This is a genomic window from Streptomyces sp. URMC 123, assembly GCF_051386515.1.
Classification (GTDB): Bacteria; Actinomycetota; Actinomycetes; order Streptomycetales; family Streptomycetaceae; genus Streptomyces.
The window spans coordinates 1-20,231 of the sequence record NZ_JBPQTV010000021.1 but is presented as its reverse complement, the minus strand read 5'-3'; the positions used below and the strand labels follow the sequence as shown (position 1 = coordinate 20,231).

General features: G+C 73.9%; 19 protein-coding genes. 9 read left to right on the top strand and 10 right to left on the bottom strand.

All coding sequences use genetic code 11. The features are described from left to right. Positions 1–157: 157 nt before the first annotated feature. The 7 genes from ACSNOD_RS05205 to ACSNOD_RS05175 all read left to right on the top strand — a co-directional run bounded on the left by ACSNOD_RS05205 (position 158) and on the right by ACSNOD_RS05175 (position 6,130). Positions 158–1,354 carry a sensor histidine kinase gene (locus ACSNOD_RS05205; protein WP_436765537.1) on the top strand — a complete coding sequence of 399 codons (1,197 nt, stop codon included), beginning with the start codon at positions 158–160 and terminating at the stop codon, positions 1,352–1,354. A 437-nt stretch (positions 1,355–1,791) separates the two neighbouring features. After that, on the top strand, positions 1,792–2,970 hold the full coding sequence (locus ACSNOD_RS05200; protein WP_436765536.1) for an MFS transporter: 1,179 nt from the start codon (positions 1,792–1,794) through the stop codon (positions 2,968–2,970). Positions 2,971–3,151: 181 nt separating this feature from the next. After that, positions 3,152–3,649: a universal stress protein gene (locus tag ACSNOD_RS05195; protein ID WP_436765535.1), complete on the top strand. Its 498-nt coding sequence runs from the start codon at positions 3,152–3,154 to the stop codon at positions 3,647–3,649. Next, positions 3,642–4,268, top strand: coding sequence for a histidine phosphatase family protein (locus tag ACSNOD_RS05190; protein ID WP_436765534.1), 627 nt, complete (start codon positions 3,642–3,644; stop codon positions 4,266–4,268). Before ACSNOD_RS05195 ends, ACSNOD_RS05190 begins: the two co-directional genes overlap by 8 nt. Before the next feature lie 246 nt (positions 4,269–4,514). Continuing rightward, positions 4,515–5,036 carry a nitroreductase family protein gene (locus tag ACSNOD_RS05185; protein WP_436765533.1) on the top strand — a complete coding sequence of 174 codons (522 nt, stop codon included), beginning with the start codon at positions 4,515–4,517 and terminating at the stop codon, positions 5,034–5,036. Next, the gene (locus ACSNOD_RS05180; protein WP_436765532.1) at positions 4,993–5,313 is read left to right on the top strand and encodes a DUF6092 family protein; all 321 of its coding nucleotides are present in this window, start codon (positions 4,993–4,995) and stop codon (positions 5,311–5,313) included. Before ACSNOD_RS05185 ends, ACSNOD_RS05180 begins: the two co-directional genes overlap by 44 nt. A gap of 46 nt (positions 5,314–5,359) precedes the next feature. Beyond that, on the top strand, positions 5,360–6,130 hold the full coding sequence (locus ACSNOD_RS05175; RefSeq protein ID WP_436765531.1) for a tRNA-dependent cyclodipeptide synthase: 771 nt from the start codon (positions 5,360–5,362) through the stop codon (positions 6,128–6,130). 182 nt (positions 6,131–6,312) lie between these two features. On the opposite strand, the gene ACSNOD_RS05170 is transcribed toward ACSNOD_RS05175, so the two are convergent. The 6 genes from ACSNOD_RS05170 to ACSNOD_RS05145 all read right to left on the bottom strand — a co-directional run bounded on the left by ACSNOD_RS05170 (position 6,313) and on the right by ACSNOD_RS05145 (position 14,056). After that, positions 6,313–6,642 (bottom strand): putative quinol monooxygenase, encoded by a 330-nt coding sequence (locus ACSNOD_RS05170; protein ID WP_436765530.1) that lies wholly within the window; start codon positions 6,640–6,642, stop codon positions 6,313–6,315. A 191-nt stretch (positions 6,643–6,833) separates the two neighbouring features. Continuing rightward, positions 6,834–8,204, bottom strand: a complete 1,371-nt coding sequence (locus tag ACSNOD_RS05165; protein ID WP_436765529.1) for an FAD-dependent oxidoreductase — start codon at positions 8,202–8,204, stop codon at positions 6,834–6,836. Positions 8,205–8,225: 21 nt separating this feature from the next. Then, complete coding sequence (locus ACSNOD_RS05160; protein WP_436765528.1) at positions 8,226–10,286, bottom strand: prenyltransferase/squalene oxidase repeat-containing protein; 2,061 nt, start codon at positions 10,284–10,286, stop codon at positions 8,226–8,228. Between the two features lie 46 nt (positions 10,287–10,332). Next, a complete protein-coding gene (locus ACSNOD_RS05155) occupies positions 10,333–11,532 on the bottom strand; it encodes a Rieske 2Fe-2S domain-containing protein (protein ID WP_436765527.1) in 1,200 nt (399 codons plus the stop codon). Further along, positions 11,529–12,995, bottom strand: coding sequence for a cytochrome P450 (locus tag ACSNOD_RS05150; protein ID WP_436765526.1), 1,467 nt, complete (start codon positions 12,993–12,995; stop codon positions 11,529–11,531). Before ACSNOD_RS05150 ends, ACSNOD_RS05155 begins: the two co-directional genes overlap by 4 nt. Beyond that, complete coding sequence (locus tag ACSNOD_RS05145) at positions 12,992–14,056, bottom strand: NAD-dependent epimerase/dehydratase family protein (protein WP_436765525.1); 1,065 nt, start codon at positions 14,054–14,056, stop codon at positions 12,992–12,994. The genes ACSNOD_RS05150 and ACSNOD_RS05145 overlap by 4 nt, the downstream gene beginning before the upstream one ends. A gap of 204 nt (positions 14,057–14,260) precedes the next feature. Between ACSNOD_RS05145 and ACSNOD_RS05140 the strand changes: the two genes are divergently transcribed. Then, positions 14,261–15,592, top strand: a complete 1,332-nt coding sequence (locus ACSNOD_RS05140; RefSeq protein WP_436765524.1) for an FAD-dependent oxidoreductase — start codon at positions 14,261–14,263, stop codon at positions 15,590–15,592. On the opposite strand, the gene ACSNOD_RS05135 is transcribed toward ACSNOD_RS05140, so the two are convergent. The 4 genes from ACSNOD_RS05135 to ACSNOD_RS05120 form a co-directional block, all read right to left on the bottom strand. Next, positions 15,489–16,091 carry a hypothetical protein gene (locus ACSNOD_RS05135; RefSeq protein ID WP_436765523.1) on the bottom strand — a complete coding sequence of 201 codons (603 nt, stop codon included), beginning with the start codon at positions 16,089–16,091 and terminating at the stop codon, positions 15,489–15,491. The two genes, ACSNOD_RS05140 and ACSNOD_RS05135, sit on opposite strands and share 104 nt — an antisense overlap. A gap of 36 nt (positions 16,092–16,127) precedes the next feature. Then, entirely contained in the window at positions 16,128–17,246 is a 1,119-nt protein-coding gene (locus ACSNOD_RS05130) for a DUF1295 domain-containing protein (RefSeq protein WP_436765522.1), read from the bottom strand. Positions 17,247–17,251: 5 nt separating this feature from the next. Continuing rightward, on the bottom strand, positions 17,252–18,127 hold the full coding sequence (locus ACSNOD_RS05125; protein ID WP_436765521.1) for an SAM-dependent methyltransferase: 876 nt from the start codon (positions 18,125–18,127) through the stop codon (positions 17,252–17,254). 250 nt (positions 18,128–18,377) lie between these two features. Further along, positions 18,378–18,944 (bottom strand): YcxB family protein, encoded by a 567-nt coding sequence (locus ACSNOD_RS05120; protein ID WP_436765520.1) that lies wholly within the window; start codon positions 18,942–18,944, stop codon positions 18,378–18,380. A gap of 229 nt (positions 18,945–19,173) precedes the next feature. On the opposite strand from ACSNOD_RS05120, the gene ACSNOD_RS05115 reads away from it, so the two are divergent. After that, positions 19,174–20,109, top strand: a complete 936-nt coding sequence (locus tag ACSNOD_RS05115; protein WP_436765519.1) for an SDR family oxidoreductase — start codon at positions 19,174–19,176, stop codon at positions 20,107–20,109. The last annotated feature ends 122 nt before the right edge of the window (positions 20,110–20,231 follow it).

Here is a 20,231-nt window from a genome sequence, read left to right as displayed (position 1 = left end):
GCGCCCCCGCGCGCGTTACCGTCGGATGCGTGCCGTGCGTCCTCCGCGCTCCCCGCGTCGTGCGCGCCGCATGCCGGGCGCGCCGGGCGGCGACGCGCCCCGGGCGGCACGGTCCAAGCGGTCCAAGCGGTCCCGGCGGTGGTCCGGGAGGCCCCGGATGAGCACCCGGTGGCGCGAACAGGGCCTCGCCGAGATGACCACGCGCTCCAGCCGCTACGTCGCCTGGCTCCGGCTCCCCATGCTCGGGCCCCTCGCGCTCGCCGGCCGCGACCCGGCCGGCGACCTCTTCCCCGCCTCGTACTTCTGGCTGCTGGCCGGCTACGGCCTGTGGTCCCTGGGCCGGCTGGTGTGGGTGTACCGGCGGCGCGTGCGCGGGGTGACCGGCGCCGTCGCGGCGGTGATCGTGGACCTCCTGCTGTTCACCGGGCTCGCCGCCCTCTCCGGCGGCCAGGACTCCACGGTGCGGTACGCGTACTTCGTCTGGCCCGTCGCCACAGTCCTGTGGCAGATGCCCCGGCTGACCGCCGCCATCGGCGCCGTCTGCGTGGGCGCGTACGCGGTGATGTCCGTGCCCCGCCTGATCGACGGCCGAGGCGAGGAGGCCTGGCCGATCGTCGTGGACGCGGCGTACCTGCTGTGGATCATAGGGGCCTGCACGCTGATCGCGGAGCTGCTCCGCCGGCACTCCCAACGCGTCTCCGCGCTGCTCGACAACCGTGAGCTGCTGCTCGAGGACGCGCTGGCGGCGGAGACCCGGCAGCGCGCCGAGCTCGCCGACGGTCTGCACGACGGCGCCGTGCAGACCCTGCTCGCCGCCCTGCACGACCTGGAGGAGGCGGAGGCCGGCGCTCCCTCGCCCGCGCTGACCCGCGCCGAGACCGGAGTGCGGCGCACGGTCAAGGAGATGCGCGAGGCCATCTTCGAGCTCCACCCGCAGGTGCTGGCCGCGGCGGGGCTGGCCGCGGCCCTGGAGGCCGCCGGCGAGCGGTTCGCCCGGCGCGGCGGCTTCACGGTCCACTACGACCTGTGGCGCGGCGGCCCGGTCGGCCACGAGGCGCTCCTCTACTCCGTGGCCCGCGAACTGCTGAGCAATGTCGTCAAGCACGCACGGGCCACGCGGGTGTGGGTCCGGCTCGCCCGGGAGGGGGAGGAGACCGTGCTGAGCGTGCGCGACAACGGCGTGGGGTTCGATCCCGAGGCCGTCCGCGGCCGCCTGGTCCACGGCCACATCGGGCTGGCCAGCCACTACGTCCGCATCGAGAGCGCGGGTGGGCGGTTCACGGTCGACAGCGCGCCGGGCGGGCCCACGACGGTGGAGGTGCGGCTGCCCGACCCCCACGAGTCGGCCGCCTGACCCGGCGGTGTCGCGCGGGCCGCCGGCGGGGCCCGGCCCACGTACGGCTTCGTTTCACGTACCGGACTCGCCCACGTACGGGCTGCCTCACGTACCGGCCTCGCCGCCCGCCCACGTACCGGCCCGTTCACGCGCCGGCCGCTTTCCTGCGCCGGGCCCGCCCACGTACCGGGCCCACCCACGAGATGGACCCGCCCACGTACCGGCCTCGCCCCCGTACGGGTCGGGCGGGCGGCGGTCCACCGATCGGGGGACGGCCTTTCCACCCCCCGCTTCGTCCGGCCGCCCCCCGTACCCCGCCCGCGCCGGCCACCAGCATGGGACGGGTGGCGCGCCCGTACCCGTCCGCGCGCCGTCGCCCCGGGGCCCCGCCCGGCGTGGTCGTACGCGCCGGGCGCCGGCACCGCCGTCCAGCGCCCGCCGGGAGTCGCATCGCCGTGCTCAGCCTCTACCGTGATCTGTTCACCCTGCCCGGAACGAAACCGCTGGCCGTGGCCGGCCTCATCGGCCGCGCCCCGCGCGCGATGATCGGCATCGGCATCGTCGGCATGCTCTCCCAGCGGACCGGCGACTACGCCCTGGCCGGCGCGGTGGCCGCGGCCTTCTCGATCTCCCTCGCTGCCCTCGGGCCCCTGATCGCGCGGTGCGTCGACCGCCGCGGACAGCGCGCCGCGGCGCGCCCCGCCCTGGCCGTGGCGCTGCTCGGGCTCGCCGGGCTCGCCCTCTGCGGTGCCACCGGGGCCCCTGCCTGGGTCCACCTGCCCTGTGCCGCCGTGGCGGGGGCGCTGCCCAATGTCGGCTCCCTGATGCGCGCCCGCTGGAGCGCGCTGTGCCGGGACGACAGAACTCTGCACACCGCCTTCTCGCTGGAGTCGGTGGCCGACGAGCTGACCTTCGTCCTGGGCCCGATCCTCGCCCTGACGCTCGCCACCGCCGTACTGCCGGAGGCGGGTGTGCTGTGCGCGATGGTGTTCGCCCTGGTCGGCACGGTGGGGGTCACCGCGCAGCGCCGCACCGAGCCGGCCCCGAGGCCCGCCCCGCCGGCCCGGGCCCGCGGCGCCGGCCACCCGGGGCTGTGGACGCTGGTGCCCACCTTCCTCGCCCTGGGCGGCGTCTTCGGCTCCCTCGACGTGGTCGTGGTCGCCTTCGCGACCGAGCGGGGCCAGCGGGGGGCCGCCTCCCTCGCCCTGGCGTGCCTGGCGCTCAGCAGCTGTGTCGCCGGGCTGGTCCTGGGCGCCCTGCGGCCCGCCCGCGCGCTCCCGCCGCGCCTGCTGCGCTGTGTGTCCGCGCTGGCGCTCGCCACCGTGCCGCTGCTCCTCGCGCAGAACCTCCCCGAGGTGGCCGGCTCCCTCCTGGTCGCCGGGATCTTCGTCTCGCCGGCGATCGTCACGGCGAACAGCCTGGTGGAGCGGCTGGTTCCGGCGGCCCGGCTCAACGAGGGGCTGACCTGGCTGATGTCCGGCATCAGCGGCGGCATGTCCCTGGGGGCGCTGGTGGGCGGCTGGGCGGTCGCCGGGGCCGGCGCGCACCTGGCCTTCGCGGTGCCGGTCGCCCTGGCGGGCTGCGCGGTACTGGTCGTCCTGTGCGGCATCCGGCGCCTCGGGCCCGTGGTGTGAGGTACGCGGACCCCCCGTCCGGGGGAGCGGAATGTCCCCCGCTCGACCCCCCGGCCGGGGGAGGTGGCGGTGTGCCGCCGGCCCCTAGCGTGGATGGCGGGTCGAGGCGGTCGACGCGAGAACGACGGGACGACCGGGACCGAGTGACCAGTGACCGATGGACGAGGAAGGGACACGACCGATGAGCGACACCATCCGGCGCGTCGTGGTGGGCGTGGACGGCTCCCCCGGCAGCATCGAGGCCCTGCGGCACGCCGCCGGCGAGGCCCGACGCCACCGCGCGGAACTGCACCCCGTGTACGTCTACAGCTCGCCGGAGGGCGACTACGTGGACCGGGTCTGGCCGCTGGACCCGCGCACCGAGACGGAACTCCGGGAGAAGGCCAGGGAGAAGCTGCTGCGCTCCTGCGAGCACGCCCTCGGCGGGCTGCCCGACGACGTCCCCTTCACCCCGGCCGTCCGCCATGGCGAGCCCCGCCACCTCCTGGTGCGGTGCACGCGCCCCGACGGCGACCTCCTGGTGGTCGGCACCCGCTGCCACGGCCCGGTGCGCCGGCTGCTCATAGGCTCGGTGAGCCGCTACTGCCTGCGCAGGGCCCGCTGCCCGGTGCTCGCCGTCCCGGGCGGACCCCAGGCGCGGCCCCGGCCGGCCCGCGGAAGGGGTGTGCGCCATGGGTGAGCTGCTGCTGATCCGCCACGCCGAGACGCCGTGGAGCCGTGCCGGCCGGTACGCCAGCCACACCGACCTGTCGCTGACCCCGCGCGGCGAGGCCCAGGCCCGCGCGATGGGGCGCCTGCTCGCGGGGCGCCGCATAGCCCTGGTGCTGTCCAGCCCCGCGCAGCCGGCCCTGCACACCGCCGGCCTGGCCGGGCTGCCCAACCCGCGCCTGGAGACGGACCTGCGGGAGTGGAGCTTCGGCGGTTACGAGGGCCGCACCACGGAGGAGATCAGGCGCGAGCGCCCGGGGTGGGACCTGTGGACCGACGGTGTGGTCCCCGGCGGCCCCGGCCTGCCGGGGGAGAGCCTCGACCAGGTCGCCGAGCGCTGCGACCGCCTGCTGGACCGGGTCGCGCCCGCGATCGGCGCCACCGGCGCGACCGGCGTCACCGGCGTCACCGGCGCGACCGATGGGGGAGAGCGGGCGGAGGACGGCGAGGACCCCGGTGACGTGGTCGTGGTCGCGCACCGCCGGGTGCTCGCGGTGCTGGCCGCCCGCCGGCTGGGGCTGCCCCCCATCGCCGGGCCCCTCCACGAGAGCGGCGACGCGACGCTGTCCCTGGCGGCGCCCGCGACTTGACGTTCTGTGGTGTTTGTCGTTCATGGTCCGACGCCGTGGGCATACACACGCAAGAAAGTCGCCCGGGAATGCCTCAAGGGCCCGTGGAACGGCGTGTGCGGCAGGTTCCGTTCCGGCGCACCAGGCTTGTCCGGGGCTCGATGCGTGGCTTCCCGAGCGACTTTCTCCGCGGTTCCCGACGCGGTTCTCGACGCCCTCGGAAAGGTTTCCATGTCGGACCATTCGCCACCGGACGTATTCGACGTCATGCGCACGCGCAGCGTCGTCAGAAAGTACTCGCCTAAACCGGTCGACGACGCCCTGGTCGACCGCATGCTCGACGCGATGCTCGCCGCACCGAGTGCCTCCAACAAACAGGCCTGGTCATTCGTCGTGGTGCGGGAGCCGGCCAGTTTACGGCGCGTCAGGGCATTCTCCCCGGGCATCATCGGCACACCCACGCTCACCGTCGTCGCCTGCGTCGACCGGGCCCAGTCGGAGAAGTTCTCCTCGGAGCTCTACCACACCAGCAAACTCTGTGTGGCGATGGCCGTCGAGAACCTTCTGCTCGCCGCCCACGCCCTCGGCCTGGGCGCCTGCCCCGTCAACAGCTTCCGGCGCGGGCCCATCAGCCGGCTGCTGAATCTCCCCGAGCACATCGAGCCGGTGCTGATCGTGCCCATCGGACATCCGGGGAAGGAACACACACCGTCCGAGCGCCGTCACAGGGATGAGGTGGTCAGTCATGAGTCGTGGGGACAGCGCCCCGCCGTCGCCCCGGCTGGTTGAGGACATCGCCCTCCTCGCCGCCTATTTGCTGAGCAGTGGCCGCGGCCTCCTCCAGGAGCCGCCCGACTACGGCGCCATACGCTGCGCCGACGCCGCCCGCCGGGCGCTGGAGACGCTGGAGGAGCACGGCGTGCACGAGCCGCGGCTGACCGCCGTGCGCGCCCGGCTCGACGACATCATGTTCGCCCCCATGGGCGGGAGCCTCGACATCTCCGACACGCTCGACGAACTGTGCGGAATGCTGGCCGACGCCCTTCGGGAGACCACGTCCTCGTAAGGGCGTAAGACCACGCCCTCACGAGGGCGGATCGGGAGAACACACCATGCGAACGACTCCACTCCCGGGCACCGCCCGGGGATTTCGAGCGGAGCCGCTCAGCGACGCGTCCCGCCGGACAGCGGAACGTGGGGACCACGCGCTCATCGGGATAAGCCCGGGGAACAGCTATTTCAACCAGGAACGCCTGGCCGCGCTCTTCCACTGGGTCGCCGGCCGCTTCGCCGCCGTGGACGTCGTCTATGTCGACACCCATATCGACACGATGCTCGTCGCCGACGGCCGCACCCCCGAATACGCCGCCAGATCCGCGCGGTCCCGGGTGAAGGACACCCGGCGCAGAACCCGGCGGGCGCTGGAGGAACTCGGCTCGGAACGCTCCCGCTTCCGGCTCCACGCCCTCTCCGAACTCCAGCGGCTGCGCGAGTACCAGGAGATACGACGGCGCTCGGAAACGGCCCTGGCGACCGATCCGGAATTCGCCGCGGCCTGCGAGGAGATGGTGCACGGCATCGTGGCGAACCGGCCGGGCGCGGCCGGTCCCGTCACCCCGGCGCATCTGCGGGCCGGAATGGACTACCTGCTGGCGGAACTGCCCCTGCTGGTGGACAGCCCGCGCATTTTCCAGGTGCCGTCCTCGGTGGTCTGCTATCACCTGACCATGTCCCTCGCGGCCCACTTCGCCCAGGACGCCTTTGCCTTCCGCGCCGCGGAGAACCAGGGCTTCCTGGTCGTCCGACCGGTGGGCGCGGACCCGGACGCCACGGTTCCGGGGGCGCGGGAGCCGGTCCCCGCGATGGAGGCGGCGATCGGCTGAGTGCGGACGGCCCGCCGCGCGGAGCCTGTCGGGGCACCCCGGTGCCAGGGGTGGCCCGACAGGCCCCGCGGCGGGAGAGGGCGGTCGGCCGCCTCGGACCGGCCGCCTCGGACCGGCCGCCTCGGACCGGCCGAGCCGGCCCCGCCGGCCCGCCGGCCCGCCGGCCCGGCGGCCGGGTGGCGTCAGGCGGTGCGGGGGCTCAGCTCGGCCATCAGCGACCAGCCGTCGCCCGGCGCCTCGACGCTGATGATGCGCGGCGTCTCGGCGATCGCGTCCGCCATCGTCTCCATGCCCGCCCGGAAGTGGTCCGAGTTGACGTGCGCGTCCCCGGCCTCGCGGTCGGCGAAGCCCTCGACCAGGACGAACTGGTTCGGGTCGTCCACGCTGCGCGACCACTCGTAGAAGAGGTTGCCCGGCTCCGCACGGGTGGCGCGGGTGAAGTCGTCGACCAGGGAGAGCCAGTCGTCGCTGCGCTCCGGACGGACGGTGAACTTGACCACAATGAAGATCATCTGAGGAACTCCTGCGAGGCTCGGACCCGGACCGCGCATCACCGCGGCGCCGGTGGGGGCGAAGGGCCGCCCCCTGTCGTCGTCCACCATGGTCGACGGGCGCCCGCGCCACCCAACCGGCGCGCGCCGGATTCCGGCCCTGCCGGAAAACACGACGCGAACGCCGTACACGCACCCCGGGGCGGCCGGCCTCAGGCGCCGCGGAAGGCGCGGCCCACGACCATGCGGCCGTAGAAGTCGAACCACACGCGGGCCCGCGGGTCGTCGGCGAAGGGATAGTCGGCGCCGAGCTGCCGGGCCACGCTCAGTCCCGAGATCAGGGCGTGCTCCTGGCTGTTGACGCAGGTGTGCGCGCCGCAGTACCAGGTGCGGGCGCGGCCCTGGAGTCTGGTCAGCAACGGCTGGAGGAGGACCACGTGCCGCAGGTCGTGGACGACGTGCTGGAACCACTCGCGGGCGACCACGGTGTCCGGGCGGACCGGGCGCTCGGCGTTGTAGGTCACCAGCAGGGGGAGGTCGGAGTCCCGGGCCCACGGCTGCTGGTTGTGCATGAGATACGTGATCTCGTAGTTGTCCGGCCGGCCGCCGTACTGGCGGATGAAGTTGCTGCGGGTCCGCCGGACGTCCGTGGCGTCCTCGGGCAGGACCGACGCGTCGTGGTGGACGACGGCGTGGTGGTGCAGCTCGCTGTTGTAGCGCACGCCGCCCAGCAGACGGCGCTCCAGGGCCGACGGGCGGTGGAGCAGGGGCAACGCCTGGTTGGCGTTGCAGGCCATGATCACGGCGTCGAACCGCTCGTCGGTGCCGCGGGCGTCGCGCAGGGTCACCCCGGCCCCGTCCCGGATGACCCGGGTCACCGGGCGCCCCAGGTGGACGCGGTCGGCGAAGCCGGCGGTCATCCGCCGGTAGATCTCCCGGGTGCCGCCGGGCCAGGTGGTCATGGGGGTGGACTTCTCCACGTCGAAGAAGTCCAGGTAGCGGGCGAACATCGCGGCGGGCATGGAGAAGACGTCCGTGGCGAGCACGAAATTGACGAACATCGGTTTGAGGATGGCGTACCGGAAGCCGGTGGAGACGCCCCACCAGTCCAGGGCCTGGCGCATGCTCACGAAGTTGAACGGATTGGCGGCGGCCGCCAGGCGGTGCGGGCGGCGGCCGAGGGCGCCGAAGGCCCGGAGCGTCCGCAGCATGCGCCGGAACGTCTCCAGGTCCTCGCGGTAGCGCCGCTTCAGCGAGCCGTCGAAGTCATGGGCGTGGACCCCGCCCCGGTAGTGCACGGCGTAGGAGAACCGCGTCTCGACCGGCGTGATGTCGCAGTGCCGCAGCAGGGCGAGGAAGTTCTGGTAGACGGAGGGGATGAAGGCGGTCACCGAGATGTCGACCGGGACGGTGCCGCCGGAGCGCTGCGGCATGTCCACGGTGAAGGCGTTCCCGCCGATCCGGTCCTTCTCCTCGAACACCTGGATGTCGAAGCGGTCCGGATGACGGCTCAGCGCCCACGCCGCGCCGAGACCGGCCATGCCGGCGCCCACCACGGCCACCCGCGAGGGTCTGCGCACCATCACGTCCTTCCGCCGGAGCCGCTATCCGCCGTGCCGCTGTCCGCCGGGGGCCGCGCAGCCCATGGCGTCGTCGGCGTTCGCGACGGCGGTCTCCGCCGGGCGGCTCCCCTCCGCCTCCAGCCGGCGCCCCAGGGCCCAGAGGGGGAAGTACGAGGCGTACAGGCGGTAGTCGAGCATCGCGGTGCCGAAGAACACCCCGGTCACGGACGTCTGGGTCCAGGTGCCGTCGGGGTTCTGGTGCGCGCGGAGCCAGCGCACGCCGGCGTCGACCGCCGGGTCGTCCGGCCCGGCCACCTCCATCAGGGCCAGCAGCGCCCACGCGGTGGACACCGGCTGGCCCGCCGCGTGGGCGACATAGCGCTTCTCGACGCAGCCGCGGTGGTGCTCCCCCCAGCCGCCGTCCGCGCGCTGCACCGCGCGGAGCCAGGCGGCGGCGCGCCCCAGCGCGGGGTGGTCGGCGGGCAGGCCCGCGGCGCGCAGCCCGCGGACGGCGAACCACGTGCCGTAGACGCGGTTGACGCCCCACGCGGCCGGCCACGAGCCGTCCTTGTGCTGGCGGCGCAGCAGAAAGCGGACCGCGCGGGCCCGGGCACGCGCGATCTCCGCCGGCGGTACGCTCAGGGGGTCGGGCGGCAGGGAGGCGAGGGCGACCAGCGCCGAGCCGGTGCACTCGACGTAGGAGCCCTCCACGACGCAGTCGGTGAACATCTCCGCCGGGTTGAGCGCCTCCAGCAGCCGGGGGCCGCGCCGCCGCTCGTACGTGCCGAAACCGCCGTCCCGGTTCTGGCGCTCCAGCAGGAAGACGACGGCCTCCCGCACCCGCGCCGGGCTGATCGACTCGTCACCGGGGAGCCGGGGGCGGGCGCGCAGCAGCGCGGCGAGGGCCTCTGCCGTGCAGTCGCTGACCGGCCAGCGGTGCCCCCCTTCGGAGAAGCACCAGCCGCCCAGGGCCGGGGCCCGCCCGGTCACCTCGGGGTCGGGCACCTCCCGCGTGACCTGCGCCCGGCGCAGAAACGCGGTGGCCCGGCCCAGGGCCCGGCCGGTCGCCCCCGCCCCGGAGACGGTGCCCGCCCCGGAGGCGATGCCTGCGTCGGAGGCGGCGCCCGCCCCGCCGGCGGCGCCCGCCCCGCCGGCGGCGCCCGCCCCGCCGGCGGTGCCGGCTCCACCGGCGAGCAGGGCTTCCACGGCGAACGCGGTATCCCAGGTGTGGGAGCGCGCACCGGCGTAGCGGATGCCGTCGTGGTCCTCCCAGCGCCAGTACGCCAGGGCGTCGAGCGCTTCGGCGGCCGCGTCGGAGCCCGGCCGGCCGTGGTGCAGCACCAGCACGTTGAGCAGGGCGTTCACCGGCGACAGGCCGAGCCCGGCGGTCACCCGCTGCTCGTGCTCCACACGAACGCGACAGCGGCCCAGGGCCCGTGCGCGGACCGCCCGCGCCGGCCGGCGCTCGTACAGGCGCGCGAGGGCGTGCACGGTGCGCAGCAGTGCCCCGGGCGGGACGTGGACGTCCGGGCCGTACGCGCGTCGCTCGCGCGGCAGCTCCGCCGGCCCCCGCGCCTCCGGTGAGGAGCGCTTCGCCCCGAACAGCTCCTGGCGCAGCTGGTGTCCGACGTTCCCCAGGTCGGCGTGGAAGCGGCAGCCGTACAGATAGGCCATCGCCTGGTGGACCGAGCGGGTGTGGCAGTAGAGCCGGTCGGGGTGCACCGGGGCCCAGCGGGGCAGGAGGAAGACCTCCGGCGGGGCGGGGTTGATCCCCCGGTAGTCGTACAGCCCGGCCAGGGCCAGCCAGAACTTGCCCCAGGTGGGAACGGAGGGCACACCTCCGGGCTGGACGCGCAGCCAGCCCCCGGCCCGCCGGCACGGTTCCTCGTCCGGGCCCGTCCCCAGCAGCCGCAGGGCCGTGTACGCGAGCACGGTGCAGTACATGGAGGTGCCGGACTCGGGGTGCAGGCGCCACCCGCCCTCCGCCGTGGCGGTGGTGCGGTAGTGATGGACCATCGCGTCCCGCTCCCGAGGCGCCGGCGGGTGGCCGATGATGTGGGCGACGATGACGTACTGGGACAGGATCATGGTGTTCCACACCATTTCCCCCTCCCAGCAGCCGTCGGGCCGCTGTTGCTCGAGCAACCGGTCAGTCGCGCGCCGGAGCGCCGTCCGGGGTGACGGGAGCGGAGACGGCACGGCCCCGGGTGCCGCGTCGGCTCGCGGATGCGTGTTCTCGGTCAAGGTGGTCCTGCCATTTGCGGATGGTGAGGTCCTGGAAGAGGTGCACGGCCGGGTTGAGCTCGACGACCGGTGCGGCGTGGTTCGCCTCGTAGCCCTGCTGTTCGGCCTCCACGGCCTCGCCGTCCTGGCGGAGCAGCGGACGGACGGCCAGCGCCCCCGCCAGCTTCATCAGCGGGCCCATGAGGAGGCGGGGCACGCGCAGCCGGGTGCCCGGGACGGCGAGGGAGTCGAAGTAGAAGAGGAAGAACACCCGGGTGGTCGTGCGGTCCATGGGCAGCACGAAGCACCAGTGCTTGATGGACCCGCCCGTGTCGGAGCGCTGGTAGGGGTAGTCGAACGCCAGGTCGATGGAGGTGGTGTCGACCCGCTCGCGGTCCACGAACCGGCCCGTGACCCGCCCGCCGCCGATCCTCGTGCGGTACGCGAGCCGGACGGTGTCCCCGACCGCTTCGCAGTGCGTCAGCGTGGCGTCCCAGAACGGCCGGTACCTGCGGTGGAGATAGGCGTGGGTGAAGTCGCTGACATTGTCGATGATCATGGAGTGGTGGGCGCGCCAGGTGTAGTCCGCCTCGATCCGCGCCCATGGCCTCGGCCCGGAGAGCTCGGGGATCTCCGGAATGGCCCGGTGCGCCGCTCGCGCGGGATCGCCGGGGAAGATCCAGATCAGGCCGTGCCGGGTGGTCACCGGATAGCTGCCCACCCGCACCTCCGGCCGCGCCCGGCCGAACAGGTCGTGGGCGTAGTGCACGACGCGTCCGTCGCCGTCGTAGGTCCAGCCGTGGTAGCCGCAGGTGAGGTGGCAGCCGGTGACCTCGCCGAGGGAGAGCTTGAGCTGACGGTGGGCGCAGCGGTTCTCCAGGGCGCGGAGCACCCCGTCGTGGCCGCGGAAGACCGCGATGGAGGTGCCCCAGAACCGGGTCTCCACCACCTGACCCGGGGCCACGGCCTTCTCGTACTCGACCGGATACCAGTAGTCCGGGTCCATGCCCGCCGCCCGCACCTTCTGTCGCTTGCCGCGCGCGGAGACGAAGTCGGGCGGGCCGGCCGGAGCGGGCGGGAGCGAGGAGGCGCTCGGAGTGGGCGGACGCTCGGCCGCGGCGGTCACCGGCGGGCCTCCGAGAGGCCGGCGGCCGCGCGGCGGAGGCCGCGCCGCCGGTAACGGACCCGGCAGGGGGAGCGCGGTCCGGGCACGAGGGTGGAGTAGTCCGGGAGATGGGGCCCCTCGGCGAGTTCGAGGTCGAACCGCCTCAGCAGCACGCTCCAGACGACCTTCACCTGCTGGTAGGCGAACGCCGTGCCGACACAGCGGTGCCTGCCACCGCCGAAACCGATCAGGGCGTACGGGTGCGCGTGCTCCTCGCGGCCGGGACCGTACCGGCACGGGTCGTACGTCTCCGGGTCCCGGAAGACCTCCGGCAGCCGGTGCGAGACCGCCGGCGAGACCATGACGAGCGCCCCGGCGGGGACGAGCCGGCCGCCGTACGCGAAGTCCCGCAGCGCCTTGCGCATCAGGATCACCAGCGGCGGATGCAGACGCTCCGCCTCGCGGACGCACCACTCCAGGCGCTCCATGCGACGCAGCGCCGGGACATCGAGGGGCCCCTCCTCCCCGAGCGCCTCGTCCTGCTCCCGGAGCAGTTCGGTCACCCGCGCCTGGTCGTCCAGGAGCAGCACCCCGGTCCAGGCGGCGAGGACCGCGCTGGTGTGCTGTCCAGCGAAGATCATGCCGATGAGCAGGCCGATGATGGTCTCGTCGGGCAACGGGGCGCCGCCCGGGGTGCGGGCCGCCATGAGCGCGGCGAGCACGTCCCGCGGTTCGGCGTCCGCGCACCGGCCAAGGCCGGGGGCGGTGCGCCCGGTACGTCCGGCGTCCGCGCGCCCGATGCGCCGTCGTTCCTCGATGGCCCGGGCCAGGGCCCCGCCGATCGTGGCCCGCGCCCGGTCCCGCCGCCGGAAGGACGGCAGCGGCAGCCGGGTGCTGACCAGCCCCGCCAGGCGGATGCCGGACTCCAGGTCCCGGTACAGCCGCGGCAGGTCCGGCCCCAGCCGGCCGCTGAACTCCGCGCCGAACAGGCAGCGGGTGGTGATGGCGACGGTGAGGTCGTTCATCACCTCGACCAGATCGGCCTCGCCGCGCTCGGCCCAGCCGGCGACGTACCCTTCGGCCTCCTCCTCCATGAGGCGGACGTGCCCGGCGAGGCTGCGCGAGGTGAGGGCGGGGAGCAGATGGCCGATCTGCCGGCTCATCTCCTCCGGTTCGGCGTCGTAACCGACCCCCGGGCCGAAGACCGGGGTCATGAAGCGGTACGCCTCCCTGGGGCTGAGCACCGTCTCGTCGGCGCGGAACACCGCCTCGTGCGCCGCCCGCCCGCACAGGAAGACCACCCGCTGCCCCATCAGGGTGAAGGCGAAGTCCCCGCCCATCCGGCCGCGGCCCCGCCGCAGGAACGCGACCGGGTCGCGGCCGAAGGCGGCGGCGTGCCCCACCCAGGGGACGCGGCCGCCGGGCAGCCGGGGCGCCTGCCGGGGCGTCGGCGTCTCCTCGCGGGCCGCGGCGTCGAGAGTCATGGCGCGCCCACCGGAACGCCCGGTGCCGTGCGCCTCTTCGGCAGCGGCGCGGCGGCGGCCGACCGCGGCCGGTCGATCAGCCGACGACGTACGAAGCAGGCGTACGCCTGCTCCACGGCCGCGGCGATATCGGTCGGCCGGTACCCCAGTTCCGTCACGGCCCGCGAGCAGTCCGCCCGGCGCTGGGAGCGGAGGAACCGGATCGCGGCGGGGCTGAAGCGCGCCCGGCGGCGCGGCGCCAGCGCGGACAGCACCGGCTCCGCCACGTGCGCGGCGGCCGCCATCAGCGCGGGAGGGACGCGCAGGGCCGGCTTGGGCACCCCGCAGACCGCGCTGTAGAGGTCCATCAGCTCGTCGACGGTCCTGAACTGGGTGGACAGCAGGTACTTGCGCCCCGGGCGGCCGTGCCGCATCGCCAGGAGGTGGCCCTCCACCAGATCCGCCGCGGAGACGAACTCGAACCCGCCCGGCAGATAGGCCCGCAGCCGGCCGTGGGCGAAGTCGAGCAGCAACCGTCCCATCCGGGACGGCCCGTAGTCGTGCGGCCCGATGATGGCGGTGGAGGTCGCGATCACCACGTCGAGCCCCGCCGCCGCGGCCCGCAGGCACTCGTGCTCCACCAGGACCTTGCTCACGGTGTACGGGGTGTGGCGGGCGAAGGGCCGGAAGGGGTCGTCCTCGGTGCTGGGCCGGCCGGGGACCTCCCCGGTGGCGCTGAACGACCCCGTGACCACCACGCGTGCCGCACCGGCGCGCCGGGCCGCGTCGAGCACATGACGGGTCCCCAGGACGTTGGACCGGTAGATCTCGTGCTTCCGGCCGCTCGTCGTGGACACCCGCGCCGCGCAGTGGTAGATCCGCTCGCAGCCCTCGACCGCGCGGCGGACCGCCGCCGCGTCGCCCAGGTCCCCGAACGCCCGCTCGACGGCCAGCCCTTCCAGGGCCCGCGGACGGACGGTCCGGTCGCCGCGGATCAGCACCCGCACCGCCTCCCCGTCCCTCAGCAGCCTGCGGACGAGGTTGGCACCGAGGTGCCCACCGGCTCCGGTCACCAGGATCACGCAGAACACCTCTGGAGAGTCGTGGAGCCGATGGCTCCCATGCCGCCTCGTGGCGCACTCAGCGTAGTCATGATGGGGTGATTTGCTACTGTTCGACCGCTATTGAGCGTGTCGTCGTCCCGGCGGGGGCTCCCCTCGAAGCGAAGCCCGAAGCGAAGCTCGAAGCGGAGCCCGGACGGGAACTCGAAGCGGAGAGAGAAACCGGTGGATTCGACCGATGTGGTGGTGATCGGGGCCGGTCCGGCCGGCTGCGCCTGCGCGCTGGCCTTCGCCCGCCGGGGAGCGCGGGTCACCGTGCTGGAAGCCGAACACCGCGCGCCGCGCCGGCTCGCGGGGGAGTGGGTCCAGCCCGCCGGCGTGGCGGCGCTCCGCCGGGCCGGGGTCGACCTCGTCGGGGACGCGGCGGGAACCCCCAACCGGGGCTTCGTCCTGCACCCCGGGGACGGCAGCACCCCGATCGCGCTGCCGTACCCGGAGGGCGAGGCGGTCAGCCTGCCGCACAGCCGGCTGACGGAGGTGCTGCGGCGGGCCGTCGCGGCCCACCCGGGCGTCCGGCTCACCACCGGGGCCCGGGTGCTGGACGTCGGCCCCCACGGCACGGTGCGCACCGCGGACCACCGGGCCCTGCGCGGCTCCCTGGTCGTCGGTGCCGACGGCCGTACGTCCGTGGTGCGGGCCTTCCTCACCCGCACCGGGCGCGGCCGGGACCTGGCGCCCAAGGTGCCGCTGTCCCACATGGCCGGGCTCACCCTGGACGGCGCGGCGCTGCCCACCGAGCGGTACGGGCACATCATGCTCGGCGGCCCCGGACCGGTGCTCGCCTACCGGCTGGACGCGCACACCGTACGGCTGTGCCTGGACGTGCCGCTGACCCGCCCGACCCCGCGCGAAGTGCGCTCCTACCTGTGGCACGGCTACGCCGACGCCCTGCCCCCCGCTCTGCGACCCGCCCTCGCCGCCGAACTGCGGGCCGGCCGCGTCCACTGGGCGGCCAACCACTTCCGGCGCCGCTCCTTCCACGGTCGCGGCCGGTGCGCGCTGGTGGGCGACGCCGCCGGGCACACCCACCCCCTGGTGGCGTCCGGGCTCACCTCCGCCTTCCTGGACGCCGAGTGCCTGGCGCGCTCGGCCGACGTGGCGGCGTACGCGCGCGAGCGCACCCAGCGGTGCTGGACCTCGGACCGGCTCGGCGCGAGCGTCCACCGGGTCCTCACGGAGGACACCCCGGCCTCCCGCGCGCTGCGCCAGGCCATGTTCGCCATGTGGCGCGGCGACGAGCGGAAGCGGGACCGCTCCGTACGGCTGCTGGCGATGACCGACACCCGGGGCCGTACGTTCGCGGCGGCCTTCCTGCACGTCCTCGGCCAGGCGGTGTCGTCCTCCACGCACGACGCGGCCGTGACGGGGCGGTGGGGGGAACTGACGCGGCGGCTCAGTGGACTGGTGGACTGGCTGGAGTGGCTCGGCGGCCCGCGGGCCGGCACTCCTCCCCGGCAGGTGGGCCGGCGGCCCCTGACGGCGTTCCTGGGGCCGTGACGCCGCCCCGCGCGCGGAACGCGCGGAGGACGGCACGGAAGGCGAACCAGGCCAGCAGCAGGTTTCCCGCGAGCCAGGGCAGGTTGGGGGCGTAGAAGATGAAGTAGCCCCACGCGTTCTTCTCCGGCATGTTCGGGTGCCCGCCCAGGGCGGCCGTCCAGAAGTACAGGACGACCGAGTACGAGACGTAGGAGGAGACGGCGAGCTGCAGCGGGTAGCGGTACGCCCGGCCGCGCAGAAGGCCCACGGCCACCGCGGCGTTGAGCACCTGGGTGACGCACACGTTCAGCGATTCCAGGGCCAGGGGGAAGTGGATGTCGCCCTGACCGTAATAGGAGAGGTCACCGGCCGCGTAGATCCGGAACAGATCGGCGAAGGGGTGGTCCTGCCGGTGGATGTCATCGAAGTGCAGAAGGAAATAGGACTCCAGGCTGAACGCGAGGAGGAGTGAGAAGGCCAGGAAGCCCAGCGTGATCCTGTCCTCGGCCGTCCGGCGCATCGGGCCTCCCGAACGAATGCGGTGGATGGAACGGATTCAGTAGATGAAGGGCAGCATGCGGAACCGCGCCGTTCGGCAGTAGCGCTCCCAGAGCTCCCCGTACTTGGCGCGGCAGCGCTTGTCGTCGCGGTGCGCCCGGTGCGCGAAGAGCAGCAGCAGCCAGAGCACGACCGCGTACGGCAGGAGCGACTCCGTGCCGCAGAGCAGCGTCCAGCTCAGATAGACGAGGAGCTCACCGGTGTAGTTGAGCTTGCGGCCGATGCCCCAGAATCCGGAGATCAGCAGCCGTCCGTCCAGGGATCTCGCCGGCCGGCCCCAGATCCGTACCTCGCCGCCGGCCTTGAACCGGTGCTTCTGCTCGTTCGCCCCGCGGAACATCCAGAAGCCGAGACAGAAGAGCGTCAGGGAGAGCGCGGCCTCGCCCGCCGTGAGCGGCCGCGCCATGTCGACGAGCGCGGGGCCGGGAAGGCCGTAGAAGAACGGCACCAGAACCAGATCGCCCCAGACCAGCATCAGCCCGAACCGCTCCGCCATGACGTCCCACGTGTACATCATGCCGTGCTCGAACTGGAAGTAATTGGCGATGTAGAGGAAGAACAGCACCTGATAGGCCGCCATGCGTTCGCTGATCGCGCCGTGTTCGATCAGCTGGACCGCCGCCCAGGACACATTGACGAGAAAGAGGCCGATGAGGGAAGGGCGGTAGGCGAACATCTTCAGATCGACCCCGAACAGCCGGGGATTGAGCCGCACGCCGTAGAAGAAGTCGGCGGCCGGGTGCCGGGGCCGCCGCCCGGCGGTGTCGTGCCCGCGCCCGGCGGTGTCGTGCCCGTGTCCGACTGTGCCGCGCCTGCCCTCCACGTATAGCGCCGCGGCGGCGACGGCGCTCACCGCGTTGGCGGCCACCAGGAGCGCGGGCGCATGCCGGGCGGGGTAGGCCACGATTCCCGGGGCGAGCGCCAGACAGAGCACGGCGGCGGCCGCACAGAGGGCGAACAGGGTCGCCCCGTTGAGCCGGTACTCCTCGCGCCGCCCGTCGGAGAGCACCGGCCCCCGGACCCGCCGGCCCGGAAGCCACCGCGACCCGGCGAACAGCACGGCCACGAACCCCACGACGACCAGGAGGGCCGTGGCGCTCTCACGCGCGAACGCCATGGCCGTCAGGGCTTACGGGCCAGCCAGCACCCGATCACGAAGGTGCCGTTGCGCGCCGCCGTGCAGAGGGCGGTGCCGGACCGCTCCATGTGCGCGAGCAGAGGCGTTTTGTCCTCCGGGGCGACTGCCGCCATGAACTCCTCGATCTCCCGCCAGTTCGGCTCCAGGTCGCCCTCGTCGCGGAGGTCGTGCAGGTCCTCCACCACCAGACCCGCCGCCGTCAGGTCCTGCCGCAGGGCCGTCGGCGTGGGGAGCCCGGGCAGTGCGAAACCCCGGCACACCGGTTCCACGTACCGTTCCTGCTGCTCCGCCGTCAGGTCCGCGGCCTGGAACCAGTCCAGGCCCACATAGCGGCCGCCGGGGCGGAGTACGCGGGCCACTTCCGCGTGGACCCGTGTCTTGTCCGCCGTGTGGCAGATGCTCTCGATGGTGTAGACGGCGTCGAAGGAGTTGTCGTCGAAGGGCATGTGGGTGGCGTCGCCGACGCGGAAGTCGGTGAGGTGGGACATGCCGTGGGCGGCGGCGTGGGCTGTGGCGTGTTGGACGCGGTGTTCGACCAGGTCCAGGCCGGTGACGTGGGAGCCGCTGTGGGCGGCGATGGTGACGGCGGGGCCGCCGACGCCGCTGCCGACTTCGAGGACGGTCATGCCGGGGCGGAAGCCGCCGCGGTCGGCGATGTCGCGCTCCAGGGCGGCCATGGCCTCGGCCCGGGTCTCGTCTCCCCGGAAGGGAGGGAAGTGGTGGGACTCGCCCCACGCGGAGCGGTAGATATCGGTGGCGAAGGCGTAGTACTCGCGGACCAGCGTGGTGTAGTGCCGGCTGCGCTCGGCGGGGTCCTGGGACAGCTCCTCGTACGCCTGGATCTGGGTGACCGCGTTCATGGCTGCTCCTGGGGCGACGGGGCCGCGTCGACCACGCGAGGCGCGCTCGCGGGGGAGAGGGGGCGGGGATCGGGCGCGGCGAACCGGGTGAACGGGTGCCGATCCTGACACGCCGGACGGCGGCGGACGGGGACCAGCGGCGCGACTGTCACCCGTATGACGCCTTCGACCGGCGACGGTGCGGCCTCTGGCGTAGCGGACGAGGGGTGAGCCAGGCCGGCCTGGCTCACCGCGGCGCCCGCGTGGTCGCTCAGCGCCGCTTCAGGTTCCGGTCCAGAATCGCCCTGAGGCGGTCCACGTCCGCCGGGACCCGGGCTCCCCGCTTCGGCAGCACCGCGAGTCCGGCCGCGCGCTCGCCGCTCAGCAGCACGAAGAGATGAGGCGTCTCCAGGTACTCCCGGAACACGGTCCAGTCGTTGGTGAACGACACCCGCTCGCCGGTGAAGACCGCGCGACGGTCGTCGGCGACCATGCGGCCCGGCCCGTACGGCTCCACGATGCTGTGCATTCGGCGGGCCATGGTGCGCAGCCCCCGCAGCGTGCCCCAGGACGCGACTCCCACCGAGATCACCAGCGAGACGATCCCCACGGGGAGCGAGGCGGCGCGGAGCGCGGTGAAGACGACCACGGCGACCACTGCCGCCAGCGGTGCCAGCAGCGCCTGGGCCCGGCCCGCCGGTGTCCGGCGGGCTCGCGCACGGAGCGCCTCCTCGAAGTCCGCGGCCGTCGGCTGGTAGTCGAACTCCACGGCGGCGTCCCGTACGGAGGGGCCGCGATCCGTGTCCTGGTGCGGGAAGTCCCCGCTCATGGTGCTCACGGACGGTGATCCTAGTCGGAGGCGTCCGCCGGACCGGGGCCGGTCGCGGTGCGGACGCCCGGCCCTCGTACGCCTGAGGCGCGGTGGCTTCCCGCGGCGCTCGCAGGGCGGGTGAAAAACACGACATGAGATGTCGGGTTTACGGCCGAGCATGGTTCCACCGGTCGGCGTCGAGGGCGGACGCGGACCGAGCCGTACAGAGAGACCGTACAGAGAGACAAGGAACCCCATGGGACTCACGTCCGACACGTTCGCACCCGACCTGCGCGGAAAGATCGCGCTGGTCGCGGGAGCCACACGGGGCGCCGGGCGCGGCATCGCGGTCCAGCTCGGCGCGGCGGGCGCGACGGTGTACGTCACCGGCCGTACGACGCGGGAGCGGCGCTCGGAGTACGACCGGCCCGAGACGATCGAGGAGACCGCGGAGCTCGTCACCGCCGTGGGCGGAACCGGCATCGCCGTGCCGACCGACCACCTCGTGCCCGAGCAGGTCCGCGCGCTGGCCGAACGCGTCGACGCCGAGCAGGGCCGGCTCGACGTGCTGGTCAACGACGTCTGGGGCGGCGAGCGCCTCTTCGCGTTCGACAAGCCGGTCTGGGAGCACGACCTCGACAACGGACTGCGGCTGCTCCGCCTGGGGGTGGAGACACACGCGATCACCAGCCACTTCGTGCTGCCGCTGCTGATCCGGCGGCCGGGCGGGCTCGTGGTCGAGATGACCGACGGGACGTCCGCGTACAACGGCAGGACCTACCGCAACTCGTACTTCTACGACCTGGTCAAGAACAGCGTGCTGCGCATGGCGTTCGTGCTCGCGCACGAGCTGAGGCCGCACGGCGGCACGGCGGTGGCGCTCACCCCGGGCTGGTTGCGCTCGGAAATGATGCTCGACGCGTTCGGCGTCACGGAGGACACCTGGCGGGACGCGCTGGAGACGGTGCCGCACTTCTGCGTTTCGGAGAGCCCGTCGTACGTCGGGCGCGCGGTCGCGGCCCTGGCCGGCGACGCCGACGTCGCGCGCTGGAACGGCCAGTCGCTCTCCAGCGGGCAACTCGCGCGGGAGTACGGCTTCACCGATCTCGACGGCTCGCGCCCGGACTGCTGGCGCTACCTGGTGGAGGTCGAGGGGGCCGGCAAGCCGGCGGACGCGACGGGATATCGCTGACGGTCACGGCGGTCACGGCGATCAGTGGTTACGGCGGTCGCCGCGGTCACCGCCCAGGGGCCGCCCCCGCGTCCGCCGGCTTGCCGGCCCCCTCGACCTCCACCAGGTAGCGCCAGCAGTCC